The organism is Streptomyces sp. NPDC000941 (genome assembly GCF_053599555.1).
Genome location: NZ_JBSFMM010000007.1, coordinates 59052 through 71109, shown reverse-complemented (window position 1 = coordinate 71109; position 12058 = coordinate 59052). Strand labels below are relative to the sequence as shown.

At 68.7% G+C, this 12058-nt stretch carries 14 protein-coding genes and 1 tRNA gene; 8 read left to right on the top strand and 7 right to left on the bottom strand.

The genetic code is table 11. The features are described from left to right. Positions 1-86 precede the first annotated feature (86 nt). On the bottom strand, positions 87-1337 hold the full coding sequence (locus ACWDSL_RS04615; RefSeq protein WP_450481660.1) for a PTS transporter subunit EIIC: 1251 nt from the start codon (positions 1335-1337) through the stop codon (positions 87-89). A gap of 251 nt (positions 1338-1588) precedes the next feature. On the opposite strand from ACWDSL_RS04615, the gene ACWDSL_RS04610 reads away from it, so the two are divergent. The 4 genes from ACWDSL_RS04610 (at position 1589) to rdgB (ending at position 3816) form a co-directional block, all read left to right on the top strand. Then, positions 1589-1822: a glucose PTS transporter subunit EIIB gene (locus tag ACWDSL_RS04610; protein WP_450481658.1), complete on the top strand. Its 234-nt coding sequence runs from the start codon at positions 1589-1591 to the stop codon at positions 1820-1822. Positions 1823-1885: 63 nt separating this feature from the next. Further along, positions 1886-2617 carry a ribonuclease PH gene (gene rph, locus ACWDSL_RS04605; protein WP_385621107.1) on the top strand — a complete coding sequence of 244 codons (732 nt, stop codon included), beginning with the start codon at positions 1886-1888 and terminating at the stop codon, positions 2615-2617. Positions 2618-2755: 138 nt separating this feature from the next. Next, positions 2756-3190 (top strand): hypothetical protein, encoded by a 435-nt coding sequence (locus tag ACWDSL_RS04600; RefSeq protein WP_450481656.1) that lies wholly within the window; start codon positions 2756-2758, stop codon positions 3188-3190. Between the two features lie 23 nt (positions 3191-3213). Then, positions 3214-3816, top strand: coding sequence for an RdgB/HAM1 family non-canonical purine NTP pyrophosphatase (rdgB, locus tag ACWDSL_RS04595; RefSeq protein WP_450481654.1), 603 nt, complete (start codon positions 3214-3216; stop codon positions 3814-3816). 46 nt (positions 3817-3862) lie between these two features. Here the strand turns inward: rdgB and ACWDSL_RS04590 are convergent. From ACWDSL_RS04590 to ACWDSL_RS04580, 3 genes are all read right to left on the bottom strand, one after another. Beyond that, positions 3863-3937, bottom strand: a tRNA-Leu gene (locus ACWDSL_RS04590). Positions 3938-3950: 13 nt separating this feature from the next. Continuing rightward, positions 3951-4823: an HNH endonuclease signature motif containing protein gene (locus ACWDSL_RS04585; protein ID WP_450481652.1), complete on the bottom strand. Its 873-nt coding sequence runs from the start codon at positions 4821-4823 to the stop codon at positions 3951-3953. Then, complete coding sequence (locus ACWDSL_RS04580; protein WP_450481650.1) at positions 4820-5446, bottom strand: HNH endonuclease signature motif containing protein; 627 nt, start codon at positions 5444-5446, stop codon at positions 4820-4822. The genes ACWDSL_RS04585 and ACWDSL_RS04580 overlap by 4 nt, the downstream gene beginning before the upstream one ends. 167 nt (positions 5447-5613) lie before the next feature. Between ACWDSL_RS04580 and ACWDSL_RS04575 the strand changes: the two genes are divergently transcribed. After that, entirely contained in the window at positions 5614-6165 is a 552-nt protein-coding gene (locus ACWDSL_RS04575; RefSeq protein ID WP_450481648.1) for a DinB family protein, read from the top strand. Positions 6166-6176: 11 nt separating this feature from the next. Here the strand turns inward: ACWDSL_RS04575 and ACWDSL_RS04570 are convergent, their stop codons facing one another. After that, positions 6177-6992, bottom strand: a complete 816-nt coding sequence (locus ACWDSL_RS04570; protein ID WP_450481646.1) for an alpha/beta fold hydrolase — start codon at positions 6990-6992, stop codon at positions 6177-6179. Between the two features lie 105 nt (positions 6993-7097). After that, positions 7098-7565, bottom strand: coding sequence for a thioredoxin-dependent thiol peroxidase (gene bcp, locus ACWDSL_RS04565; RefSeq protein WP_385621127.1), 468 nt, complete (start codon positions 7563-7565; stop codon positions 7098-7100). Between the two features lie 165 nt (positions 7566-7730). Here bcp and ACWDSL_RS04560 point away from each other — a divergent pair, with 165 nt between their 5' ends. Together ACWDSL_RS04560 and ACWDSL_RS04555 are read left to right on the top strand one after the other, a co-directional pair. After that, the gene (locus tag ACWDSL_RS04560; protein ID WP_014179265.1) at positions 7731-8051 is read left to right on the top strand and encodes a DUF3618 domain-containing protein; all 321 of its coding nucleotides are present in this window, start codon (positions 7731-7733) and stop codon (positions 8049-8051) included. 135 nt (positions 8052-8186) lie between these two features. Continuing rightward, positions 8187-8489, top strand: coding sequence for a GroES family chaperonin (locus ACWDSL_RS04555; protein ID WP_048831771.1), 303 nt, complete (start codon positions 8187-8189; stop codon positions 8487-8489). A gap of 87 nt (positions 8490-8576) precedes the next feature. Here ACWDSL_RS04555 and ACWDSL_RS04550 read toward each other — a convergent pair whose 3' ends face one another. After that, the gene (locus ACWDSL_RS04550) at positions 8577-10880 is read right to left on the bottom strand and encodes a transglycosylase domain-containing protein (protein WP_450481644.1); all 2304 of its coding nucleotides are present in this window, start codon (positions 10878-10880) and stop codon (positions 8577-8579) included. A gap of 318 nt (positions 10881-11198) precedes the next feature. On the opposite strand from ACWDSL_RS04550, the gene ACWDSL_RS04545 reads away from it, so the two are divergent. After that, positions 11199-11999 carry an ABC transporter permease gene (locus tag ACWDSL_RS04545; RefSeq protein WP_450481758.1) on the top strand — a complete coding sequence of 267 codons (801 nt, stop codon included), beginning with the start codon at positions 11199-11201 and terminating at the stop codon, positions 11997-11999. Positions 12000-12058: the final 59 nt, after the last annotated feature.

Below are 12058 nucleotides of genomic sequence, written 5' to 3'. Positions count from 1 at the left end.
GTCGTACATGACCGTCGTACGTGACGAGGCCCCCGGAACCGAAGGAGCGGTTCCGGGGGCCTCGGCGTTGCTCGGCCAATCTGCTTCTAGGCCTTCGTGAGGTCTTCGACCTCCTCCTCGGGCTCGCGGCCCGGGGTGGGGAGATCGAATTTGACGATCGCGAAGCGGAAGATCGCGTAGTAGATCACCGCGAAGGCCAGTCCGACGGGGATTATCAGCCAGGGTTTGGTGGCCTGTCCCCAGTTGAGCGCGAAGTCGATGAAGCCCGCGGAGAAGTTGAAGCCCGCGTGTACGCCCAGGGCCCAGGTGATCGCCATGGACGCGGCGGTCAGCAGCGCGTGGATCACATACAGCAGCGGCGCGATGAACATGAACGAGAACTCGATCGGCTCGGTCACCCCGGTGACGAACGAGGTCAGCGCCAGCGAGACCATCATGCCCAGCACGGCCTTGCGGCGCTCGGGGCGGGCGGTGTGGGCCATGGCCAGGGCGGCGGCCGGAAGGCCGAACATCATGATCGGGAAGAAGCCGGACATGAACATTCCGGCGGTCGGGTCGCCCGCCAGGAAGCGGTTGTAGTCGCCGTGTACGACCTGGCCGGCCGCGTTGGTGAAGTCGCCGAGCTGGAACCAGGCCACGGTGTTCACGAACTGGTGCATACCGATGGGGATCAGCGCGCGGTTGACGGCGCCGAAGAGCGCCGAGCCCGCGGATCCCAGGCCCGTCATCCACTCGCCGAAGTTGCCGATGCCCTCGCCGATGGGCTCCCAGATCAGGCCGAAGAAGACGCCCACCGCGATCCCCACGAAGGCCATGATGATCGGCACCAGCCGGCGGCCGTTGAAGAAGCCGAGCCAGTCCACCAGCCGGGTGCGGTGGAAGCGCTGCCACAGCACCGCGGTCAGCAGCCCCATGACGATGCCGCCGAGCACCCCGGGGTCGTTGAACTTGGCCGGGATGTCCTGGCCCTTCTGGATGACCGCGTCGGCGACCGGGAACGCCTCCAGGACCTTGCTGTAGACCAGGAAGCCGACCACGGCGGCCAGCGCGGTGGAGCCGTCCGACTTCTTCGCGAACCCGATGGCCACACCCACGCAGAACAGCAGCGGCAGGGCACCGGTGAGCGCACCGCCGGCGTTGCTGAACACGGCGGCGACCTTGTCCCAGCCGAGGCCGTCGGCGCCAAAGACGTCCGGCTGGCCGAGTCGCACCATGATTCCGGCGGCGGGCAGGACCGCGATGGGCAGCTGCAGGCTGCGCCCGACCTTCTGCAGTCCCTGGAACAAACCGGCGCGCCGCTTTCTGGCGGGCGCGGCCGTAGCGGTGGCCGTACTCATCGGATTCCTCCTGGTGAGGCGGGCGCTCGGGGGAGAGGGGACGGCCCGCATATGGTCTACACCACAGTGGTGTAGACCTGTTTTTAGCACGTAAGGGCGGGATAACGGAATCTATCGTTCCGCTATGGTCTGAACCACTGGAGGGCGGGGTGTTGCGGCTGCGGCGGCGGACATGGCCGAGCGAACCAGGACTAAACGTGGTTAACGTATGAAAACCGGCGCGCAACAGGAACGGACAACAAGGAGTGGACATGGCCAGCAAGGCTGAGAAGATCGTCGCCGGGCTCGGCGGCATCGACAACATCATCGAGATCGAGGGCTGCATCACCCGGCTCCGCACCGAGGTCAAGGACGCCGCCCTCGTCAACGAGGCCCTGCTCAAGGCCGCCGGCGCGCATGGCGTGGTGAAGATGGGCACCGCCATCCAGGTCGTCATCGGCACGGACGCGGACCCCGTGGCAGCCGAGATCGAAGACCTGATGTGAACTGTTGAACCGGGCCGAACGGACCGCGGGATTGCCGACCGGTATTGCCGATAGGCTCCACCCATGTCTCGTATCGACGGCCGCACGCCCGACCAGCTCCGCCCCGTGACCATCGAGCGCGCATGGAGCAAGCACGCCGAGGGCTCCGTCCTCGTCTCCTTCGGCGACACCCGCGTTCTGTGCACGGCCAGCTTCACCGAAGGCGTGCCGCGCTGGCGCAAGGGCAGCGGCGAGGGCTGGGTCACCGCGGAGTACGCCATGCTGCCGCGCGCCACCAACACCCGCGGCGACCGCGAGTCCGTCCGCGGCAAGATCGGCGGCCGTACGCACGAGATCTCCCGCCTGATCGGCCGCTCGCTGCGCGCCGTCATCGACTACAAGGCCCTCGGCGAGAACACCGTCGTCCTGGACTGCGACGTCCTCCAGGCCGACGGCGGCACCCGCACCGCGGCCATCACCGGCGCGTATGTGGCCCTCGCCGACGCCCTGACCTGGGGCCAGGGCAAGAAGCTCATCAAGGCCGGCCGCCAGCCGCTGACCGGGACCGTCTCGGCCGTCAGCGTCGGCATCGTCGGCGGCATCCCGCTGCTCGACCTGTGCTACGAGGAGGACGTGCGCGCCGAGACCGACATGAACGTCGTCTGCACGGGCGACGGACGCTTCGTCGAGGTCCAGGGCACGGCCGAGGGCGAGCCCTTCGCACGCGAGGAGTTGAACGGACTGCTCGACCTGGCCGTCGCGGGCTGCGGCGAACTGGCCGAGATCCAGCGCGCGGCGCTCGCCGGCGAGCAGTGAGGTAAACATCAAAAAGCAACCCGGCGGCGGCCGGTGGCGTGTAGTCAGGTACCGATGCTCGGGTACTGAGATCGGGTACTGACAATCGGGTACGGGCGTGTGCGCCCGTACCCGCCACCAGGGGAGGGGAACCCGTCCATGGCACTGCGCCACCACCGCCTAGGCCGCCTAGGCCGCTTCGGCCAAAGCCGCCGCCACCGCCGCGCGAGCGCGTTCACCGCTCTCGCCGCCGTCGCCATCGCGATGCCCATCACCGCGGGCTGCAGCGCGGTCGAGAAGGCGATCGACTGCGCGCAGCTCGCCGTCGAGATCTCCACCGACGTGGACAACCTCCAGGACGCCGTGACCGGCGCCGCGGTCAACCCGCAGGACGCCGACAACATCCTCGACGCCCTCGACAAGGACATCGACAAGGTCAAGGACAAGACCGACAACGCGGATGTCGGCAAGGCCGTCGACGACCTCCAAAAGGCCGTGGACAACGTCCAGACCGCCATCGACAAGGGCCAGGACCCCGATCTGACCCCCGTCAAGGACGCGGCCGGAGAGCTGACCAAGGTCTGCAGCCCCTGAGACCACCGCGATAATCAAGTCCCATGAAGCGCCTGATCCTTGCCACCCGCAACACCTACAAGATCGTCGAGCTGCGCTCGATCCTGAGCGACGCCGGTCTCGACGTCGAACTCGTGGGCGCCGACGCCTATCCGGAGGTCCCCGACGTCAAGGAGACCGGGGTGACCTTCGCCGAGAACGCCCTCCTCAAGGCCCACGCCCTGGCCCGCGCCACCGGCCACCCCGCCGTCGCCGACGACTCCGGGCTGTGCGTCGACGTCCTCGGCGGCGCCCCCGGCATCTTCTCGGCCCGCTGGTCGGGCCGCCACGGCGACGACCGGGCCAACCTCGAGCTGCTGCTCGCCCAACTCGGCGACGTCCCCGACGAACACCGCGCCGCCCACTTCGAATGCGCCGCCGCCCTGGCCCTCCCCGACGGCACCGAACGCGTCGTCACCGGCCGCCTGCCCGGCACTCTCCGCCGCGAGCCTGTTGGCGGCGGGGGCTTTGGCTACGACCCCATCCTCCAGCCCGACGGCGAAACCCGCACCTGCGCCGAGCTGACCCCGGACGAGAAGAACGCGATCAGCCATCGGGGGAAGGCGTTCCGGGCGCTTGCGCCGTTGGTGCGGGATCTGTTGGGGTGAGCGACGCCGAAGGCGCGGCACCCGTCTGGTGCCGCGCCTTTCACGGTGGGCCCGGTGGGACTCGAACCCACGACACACCGGATCTAAACCGGCGTCCTCTGGCCAGCTGGGATACGGGCCCGTCGGGCGCGAGTCTACTGCGTGTCGAATCGCTGACGCCAAGTGGCGGTGCGCTGTCGCCCGCGGCCCGAGAACGTCCCGGTTTGGCTGTGGCAGGACGGACAGAGGTACCGCAGGTTCGCGAGGCGGTTGTCCCATCGATCCCCGTTGATGTGGTCTATCTCCAGGACGAGGCGTCGGCCCTGCCATGTGTCTCCCGTCCCGCACTCGTCGCAGAGTCGAGGCACCGCACTCTCGTCGAGCGCGCGCCTCAGCAGTGAGGTCTTCGTGCGTGCGGCTCCAGGATCGAGTTTCTGAAGGATCGCGGCGGCGGGCTTGCGGTTGAGGGAAGGGCGGCCGCGCTGGTGGCCCTGGCCGACGAAGTGGGCGGTCGAGATCCCGTACGTGGCGATGCTCCGCCCCACCAGAGCACGGCCCGCGCCTCCGACAGGGAGTCCCAGAGCGCGCAGCGCCCCGGCCAGGCTGCCTGACTCGGCGACGGCGCTCTGCAGCGCGTCCCGGGGCAGCAGTCGCTTCGTGCCATTTCCTCGCCTGCCGGTGAAGTGCGCAGTATCGATTCCGAACTGGTCCAGCTTCTTCTGGATGTGGGTGTACGCGCTGTCGTAGGGCGGGATACCCATGTGCGTGAGCATGTCCCGGATGCTGTGGCTGTGCGCGGCGGCTTCTTCGAGGCGTTCTTTCGAGTAGACCATTCGTGGCCGCTCCGGTAACGGTTCCTCCAGGAAATGCGCGGTATCGATGCCGTAATGCTTGAGGCGGTCACGCAGATAGCGGCGAGTTCCGCTCCCCAGGGGCGCGCCAAGCCTGCGCATCATGTCCACGAGACTGCGGGATTCGGTAGCACTGCGGGCCAACACATCCTGGGTGTACTTGATGCGTCGATTCATGTCGCGCTTCGCCGATTGCGCCCGCGGTATGTATCTGTCACTGCATGGCAATTGGGACACAAGAGTCTCAGATTATCCGGGCGGTTGTCCCACCAGTCCCCGCTGATGTGGTCGACCTCGTGGCGCAGTGGCTTGCCGTTCCACTCCGGGCCCGTGCCGCACATCGCACACAGTTCCGGAACACCACGCCGGACGAGTTCCTCGCGCAGTCGTTTACCGGAGACTCTTCCTTCTGATGGCGATCGCAGAACCAGACGGTCTCTCACGGATCTCCGGGGACGCCGAAGGGAGCGTGCCGAGAAGTGCGACGTATCGAGACCAAGGGCGGCGATGCGGCGACCGATGTGGGCTTGATTTCCGCCCACGGGGCTGATGCCCAGACGGCGAACGACATCGGCCACGCTGGTCGAACACGCGACGACTTCGCGGAGCCGTGATTCGCTGTGGCGCTCCCGCGGCGTGCGGAGGTGCGAGGCATCGATGCCGGCCTCGGAGAACTTGCGGCGGAGGTAGCTTCTGCTGCCGACAGTTGGCTCGCCGCCGCACAGCCGTATGGCCTCATCGATGGTCTTCGAGGTGCGCGCGGCTTCCGAAAGCAGCTCAGGCGTGTATCTGATGCGCATGGTTCCCCTCCCCGTGCGACCACATGTCGCACCATCGCACTGAGTAACGAACCGATCGCTCAGAAGTCACGCATGCCGTCCGGCATATTGGGCGCAAACCCCACTGTCAGTGACACCTGCCAGACTCCGCCCATCCCGACGAAGCATCCCGACGCAGGAGACGAACGATGAGCGGATCAGGCGTGCCCCAGCACTTCGCACCCAGGTGGGGCCAGGAGGGTGCGCGGGTCGACCCGCCCGCGGTAGGTGGGGAGCGGGAGGTGTTGGGCGGGGTGCTGGAGTGGCAGCGGGCGACGTTCGAGGCGAAGTGCGCGGGGGTGGAGCCGGGGCGGCTCTCGGAGCGGGGGGTGGCGCCGTCGGGGATGTCGTTGCATGGGCTGGTGCGGCACTTGGCGGGGGTGGAGCGCTGGTGGTTCCGTATCCAGTTCGCCGGTGAGGACGTTCCGCTGCTGTATTACTCGGATGACGACCCCGACCAGGACTTCGACGCGCTCGACGGCGACCCCGCGGAGGCGTTCGCGGTGTGGCGGGCGGAGTGCGAGCGCTCGCGGGAGATCGTGGCCGCCGCGGAGTCGTTGGAGGTGACGGGGATTCGGAAGCGGACCGGGGAGCCGATCGCGCTGCGGCGGATCATGGTGGACATGATCGCCGAGTACGCCCGTCACAACGGCCACGCGGATCTGCTGCGCGAGCGGATCGACGGCGCCACGGGGTGGTGATCCGCGGGACCTCAGGACTTGATGAAGTCGAGGATGTCGGCGTTGAGCTGATCCTTGTGGGTGATGTAGAGGCCGTGTCCGGCGGCCGGGTACTCCCTGTAGACGGCGCCGGGGATCAGCGCCGCGGTACGGCGGCCGGTCACCTCGACCGGCGCGGAGAAGTCCGCGTCGCCGTGCACGACCAGGGCCGGGATGGTGAGTCCGCGCAGTTGCTCGCGGTTGTCGGCGTGGAAGACCGTCTGCTGGACCTGCAGCGTGGCCCAGGGGGAGGCGGACAGGCACATCCGGAGCTTCCAGTCGATCATGGCGGGGGAGGCTTCGGTGCCCAACTGGGTGGCGAAGTAGGCCTGTGACTGGGTGGCGAGCCACTTGGGGCGGTCGGTGCGGAGGGCGGCGAGGAGCCCGTCGAGGGCGGCCTCGGGGATGGCCTCGGGGTTGTCGTCGGTCTGCTTGAGGAACGGCAGCATGGCGCCGACGAACACGGCGCGCCCGACGCGGTCCTCGCCGTGGCGGCCGAGGTAGCGGGCCACCTCGGCGCCGCCGAGCGAGTGGGCGACGAAGGTCACGTCGCGCAGGTCGAGGTGGTCGAGGAACGCGGCGAGGTCGTCGGCCAGGGTGTCGATGTCGTAGCCGGCCGAGGGGCGGTCGGAGCGGCCGTGGCCGCGTCGGTCGAACGAGAGGCAGCGGAAGCCCTGCTCGACGAAGAACGGGATCTGGTACTCCCACATCTCGGTGTTGAGCATGGAGCTGGTGACGAAGACGATCGGGCGGCCCTGTCCGTAGTCCTCGTAGGCCAGGCGGGTCCCGTCGGCGGTCGCAAAGAACATCTCGGCTCCTCGGCAGGTGGTGCTGGTGGTTTCGACGTGTTCAGAGTGTCTGAGCTGCCGAGGAGCGTCGATTACGTGCGGGGTAATGCCCGCAGCGCCGGTGCGTCAGAGGCCCAGGTCCTTGATGATCTTGGCGACATGGCCCGTGGCACGGACGTTGTACAGGGCGCGCTCGACCTTGCCCTGTTCGTCGACGACGACCGTGGAGCGGATCACGCCGGTGACCGTCTTGCCGTACATCTTCTTCTCGCCGAAGGCGCCGTACGCCTGGAGGATCTCCTTCTCGGGGTCGCCGAGCAGGGTGACCTTCAGGTGCTCCTTGTCGCGGAATTTCGCCAGCTTCTCGGGCTTGTCCGGGGAGATGCCGACCACGTCGTAGCCGTGTTGCGCGAGGAGGTCGAGGTTGTCGGTGAAGTCACAGGCCTGCTTGGTGCAGCCGGGGGTGAGGGCGGCCGGGTAGAAGTAGACGATCACCTTGCGGCCGGCGTAGTCGGCGAGCGAGACAGGCTTGCCGTCCGCGTTGGGGAGGGTGAAGGCGGGGGCGGTGTCGCCGGGCTGCAGGCGCTCGCTCATGGTGGGGTCTCCTCGTGGCACGGGTGCGTGGCGCGGGTGTAGGGCGCGGGTGTGTACGTGCCCGACATTAGTCAGGTTTCCGATCGGGGGTGCTGTGGGGCATCGGCCAGGGGGAGCTGACAGACTGTCCATCACCGGATCATCGAGAATGACGGAGGCAGCGCGGTGTCGGATGCCAGGACCCCTGCGCAGATCGAGGCGGACATCGCCCGCAGGCGGCAGCAGCTCGCCGTGACGCTCGACGAGATCGGGACGCGGATGCATCCCAAGACCATCGTCGGGGACGCGAAGGCGAAGGCGGTGTCGGTGGTGGACCGGACGGCGGGGCGGGCCTATGTCTCCGTGAACCGCGCGGTCACCGGCGTACGGGCGCAGTTCGTCTCCGAGGAGGGCGTCCCGCGGCTGGAGCGGATCATTCCGCTGGCGCTCGTGGCGGTGGGCCTCGCCGGGCTGTACGCCATGTCATCGCGGCGTCGCCGTTCGTAGCGGGCGGGGGGCGGTCAAGGGGCGGCCGGGGGCGTTTGGCGGGCTGTGTCCGGCCGGTGCCTCCGGTGTGTCGCCGGGCCAGGTACGGTCAGGGGCGTGAGTACGAACACCTCCCATGACAAGCTGCCCATCCGGATGCTGCACGACCGGGTGCTGGTCCGAACCGACATCCCGGAGGGCGAGCGGCGCTCGACCGGCGGCATCGTCATCCCGGCGACCGCGGCGGTCGGCAGGCGGCTGGCCTGGGCCGAGGTGGTCGCGGTCGGGCAGAGCGTGCGGACCGTGGAGCCGGGCGACCGGGTGCTCTACGACCCGGAGGACCGGGCCGAGGTCGAGGTGCGCGGCGTCGCGTATGTGCTGATGCGGGAGCGCGATCTGCACGCGGTCGCGGCCGAGCGGCTCGAGGGGTCCGAGGACTCCACGGGGCTGTATCTCTAGGTGCGATGCCAATGATTTTGCGGTGAGTATGGGACAACGACACGCCGACACCACGGCGTGTCGTTGTCGCATACTCACCGCAAAGTCTCAGCCGCCCGCCTCTGGGCCTCCGGGGACGCCCTGGTCACCCGGGTCGCCGGGGTCGGCCGTCGTCGGAGCGTCCGTCGGGACGCCCGTCGGCACGGTGTACGTGGGCTGGGTCGCCGGGGCCGTCGGCGGGGTGGTGGTGGGCAGGGTCGGGTCGGTGGTCGGGGTGGTCGGCAGCGTGGCGGGCGGGGTGGTGACCTCCGGCGGGGTGGTGACGGCCGGGGCGGTGGTGGCCGGGCCGGTCGGGAGGGTCGGGGTGGTGGTGCCGTCCCCGGGGTTCAGCTCGAACTGGGCCGGGGTGCGTCCCTGGAGCGCGGCGGAGGTGTACGCGGCCCAGATCTCCGTGGGGTAGCCGCCGCCGTTGATACGGGGCAGGCCGGTCGCCCCGTACAGCGACTTCTGCGCCCCGGTGGACGAGTCCTGGCCCATCACGGCCACGACCGTCACCAGGTCCGGGGTGTACCCCGCGAACCAGGCCGCCTTGTCGTCCTCCGCGGTGCCGGTCTTGCCCGCCGCGGGGTGCCCGGCGGCCTGGGCCGCGGTCGCGGTGCCGCCGTCGACCACGCTCTGCAGGACCGTGGTGGTGGTGTCGGCGGCGGCGCGGGTGACGGCCTGGTCGGTCTTCGGCGACGGGACGTCGATCTTCTGGCCGTCCCTGGTGATCTTTGTGACCAGGGCGTACGGAGTGTGGACGCCGTGGTTGGCGAGGGTCGCGTACGCCTCGGTCATGTCCAGCACGCCGGCCGTGGCGACGCCGAGCGCGATGGAGGGGGAGGCGTTCAGGTCCGGGGTGTCCTTGGGGATGCCGAGGGCGATCGCGGTCTGCTTGACCTTCTCCGGGCCGACGTCCTGTGCCATCTGGGCGTACACGGAGTTGACCGACTTGTCGGTGGCCGTGGTGACGTCGATGGAGCCGTAGTCGACGTCGTCCTCGTTGGCCGGGGAGTAGCCGGTGGGCCCCGCGGCCCCGGTGACCTCGCGCTTGTTGGTGCCGTCGTAGATCGTGTCCGGGGTGATCTGCACCCCGCCCTGGGTGGTGGATCCGTTCTGCAGCGCGGAGGTGAACACGAGCGGCTTGAAGGTGGATCCGACCTGGTAGTCGGTGCGGGTCGCGTTGTTGACGAACTGCTTGGTGTAGTCGATGCCGCCGTAGAGGGCGACCACCCTCCCGGTCTTGGGGTCGATCGAGGCGCCGCCCGCCCGGACGTACTTGTCGACCTTGCGGGAGCCGCTGAGCTTGTTCATCAGCTTGTCGCGCACCGCCGCGACGAAGGCGTCCTGCTTCTTACGGTCGATGGTGGTGGTGATCCGGTAGCCGCCGCGGGCCAGGGTCTGCTCGTCGATGATGTTGTTCTTGGTGAGGTACGCCTCGACGGCCTCGATCAGATATCCGCGCTGCCCGGACATGCCCGACTGGGCGGTGACCTTGCCGGGGGCCGGGAAGGTCATCTTGTCGCGGGCGGTCTTGGTCAGCCAGCCCTTCTTGACCATGCCGTCCAGGACGTAGTTCCAGCGGGCCAGCGCCCGGTCCTTGTTCTGCGGGTGGGTGACCACGTCATAGGCGTTGGGGGCGTTGAGCAGGGTCGCCAGATACGCGCCCTGGCCGAGGTTCAGGTCCTTGACGTCCTTGCCGTAGTAGGCCTGCGCGGCGGCCTGGATGCCGTAGGCGTTGCGCCCGAAGTAGCTGGTGTTCAGATAGCCCTCGAGGATGTCGTCCTTGCTCACCTCCCGGTCCAGCTTGATCGAGATGAAGAACTCCTTCACCTTCCGGGAGACGGTCTGCTCCTGGTCGAGGTAGTAGTTCTTCACGTACTGCTGGGTGATGGTGGAGCCGGACTGCTTGCCCTTGCCGGTGGCGGTGTTCCAGGCGGCGCGGATCATCGCCTCGGGGTTGATGGCCGACTCGCCGTAGAAGTCCCGGTCCTCGGCCGCGAGCACCGCGCGCTGGGTGGCCTTGGGCACCTGGCTGAGCCGTACGTTCTCCCGGTTGACCTTGCCCTCGCGGGCGAGCGGGGTGCCGTCGGAGTAGAGGAAGACATTGCTCTGGGCGATGGCGATGTCCTTGGCGGCCGGGATGTCGACGAGCAGATAGCCGGTGACCAGGCCGCCCGCGACGAGCAGCACGATCACCAGAAAGCCGCTGAGTACCATCCGCCAGGTGGGGAACAGCCGGCGCCAGCCGGTGCGCTTGGGGCGGCCCTTTCTGCCTTTGGGGCGGGCGGCCCTGCCGTTGTCGGTGGTGTCGGTGCTGGTGACGTCCGGGCCGCCCATGCCGCCGTCGATCATCTGGGGCTCGTCGCTCATGTCTTTTGAGACTCCTCGGCCGCCGTCGAGGGTTGCGCCGCGGCGGAATCGTGCACGGTCGGGCGATTGGCCTGGTACGCCCCAGAAAACACTGTCGCATCATCCGTTCCGGGGCGGGGCCGTGGCCCACACCTGTGACACCTCTGTGACCGGCGGAATGGACGATTTCCGCCTTCCAATCGGGTGGAATTCCGCGCTCCATTCGGGCGAATAATGCCTCGCCCACCCCCCGGCCGCGCGGCTAGGCTCCTGAGCTTTGGTGCCGAGCGGGGAAGGGAGGGGCGGTCCATGCTGCGCGGTCATCCGCGGCGCGGTCATATGAGGCTTTACGCGGCCGTCGCGATGGGCGGGTTCAGGCGCTATGCGACCTATCGGGTGGCCACCGCGGCCGGGGTGTTCACCAATACGGTCTTCGGCTTCATCGTCGCCTACACCTATATCGCCCTGTGGGACCAGCGGCCCCAGCTGGGCGGCTACGACCTCTCCCAGGCGTTGACGTTCGTCTGGCTCGGCCAGGCGCTGCTGGCGACCATGGCGCTGATGGGCGGGGGCTTCGAGGAGGAGCTGCAGGAGCGGATCCGCTCCGGCGATATCGCCATCGACCTCTACCGCCCGGTGGATCTTCAGCTGTGGTGGCTGGCCGGGGACCTCGGCCGGGCCACCTTCCAGCTGCTGGGGCGCGGGATCATGCCCATGGTGTTCGGCGCGCTGGCCTTCGAGCTGACCCTGCCCGGCTCCGCGCTGACCTGGGTCTGGTTCGTGCTGTCGGTCGTCCTGGGGTCGTGTGTCGGCTTCGCGATGCACTATCTGGTCGGGCTCACCGCCTTCTGGCTGCTCGACAGTTCGGGGATCACCCTGATGAGCAGTCTGCTGGGGCTGTTCTTCTCCGGGATGATCCTCCCGCTGAGCGTCTTCCCGGGTGCGCTGGGCGAGGTGGCCCGGCTGCTGCCATGGGCGGCGATGCTGCAGGTGCCCGCGGATGTCTTCCTGGAGGAGCACCACGGGCTCGGGCTGCTGCGGGCGCTGGCCTTCCAGGCGGGGTGGGCGGTCGTGCTGTTCGCGGCGGGGCGGGCGCTGCAGTCCGTCGCGACGCGGAGGGTGGTGGTGCAGGGTGGCTGAGCCGCTCCGCTCCGGCGCCGACGGTGAGCCCGTACGCTCCGGCGCGTACGGTGAGCCGC

What these genes read in the sequence shown, in the direction of transcription:
- ACWDSL_RS04600 (WP_450481656.1), top strand. Translation starts at nt 2,756, where the DNA reads ATGGCACTGCGCCACCACCGCCTAGGCCGCCTAGGCCGCTTCGGCCAA.
- ACWDSL_RS04575 (WP_450481648.1), top strand. Translation starts at nt 5,614, where the DNA reads ATGAGCGGATCAGGCGTGCCCCAGCACTTCGCACCCAGGTGGGGCCAG.
- bcp (WP_385621127.1), bottom strand. Translation starts at nt 7,565, where the DNA reads ATGAGCGAGCGCCTGCAGCCCGGCGACACCGCCCCCGCCTTCACCCTC.
- ACWDSL_RS04580 (WP_450481650.1), bottom strand. Translation starts at nt 5,446, where the DNA reads ATGCGCATCAGATACACGCCTGAGCTGCTTTCGGAAGCCGCGCGCACC.
- rdgB (WP_450481654.1), top strand. Translation starts at nt 3,214, where the DNA reads ATGAAGCGCCTGATCCTTGCCACCCGCAACACCTACAAGATCGTCGAG.
- ACWDSL_RS04545 (WP_450481758.1), top strand. Translation starts at nt 11,199, where the DNA reads ATGAGGCTTTACGCGGCCGTCGCGATGGGCGGGTTCAGGCGCTATGCG.
- ACWDSL_RS04550 (WP_450481644.1), bottom strand. Translation starts at nt 10,880, where the DNA reads ATGAGCGACGAGCCCCAGATGATCGACGGCGGCATGGGCGGCCCGGAC.
- ACWDSL_RS04585 (WP_450481652.1), bottom strand. Translation starts at nt 4,823, where the DNA reads ATGAATCGACGCATCAAGTACACCCAGGATGTGTTGGCCCGCAGTGCT.
- rph (WP_385621107.1), top strand. Translation starts at nt 1,886, where the DNA reads ATGTCTCGTATCGACGGCCGCACGCCCGACCAGCTCCGCCCCGTGACC.
- ACWDSL_RS04610 (WP_450481658.1), top strand. Translation starts at nt 1,589, where the DNA reads ATGGCCAGCAAGGCTGAGAAGATCGTCGCCGGGCTCGGCGGCATCGAC.
- ACWDSL_RS04570 (WP_450481646.1), bottom strand. Translation starts at nt 6,992, where the DNA reads ATGTTCTTTGCGACCGCCGACGGGACCCGCCTGGCCTACGAGGACTAC.
- ACWDSL_RS04555 (WP_048831771.1), top strand. Translation starts at nt 8,187, where the DNA reads ATGCTGCACGACCGGGTGCTGGTCCGAACCGACATCCCGGAGGGCGAG.
- ACWDSL_RS04615 (WP_450481660.1), bottom strand. Translation starts at nt 1,337, where the DNA reads ATGAGTACGGCCACCGCTACGGCCGCGCCCGCCAGAAAGCGGCGCGCC.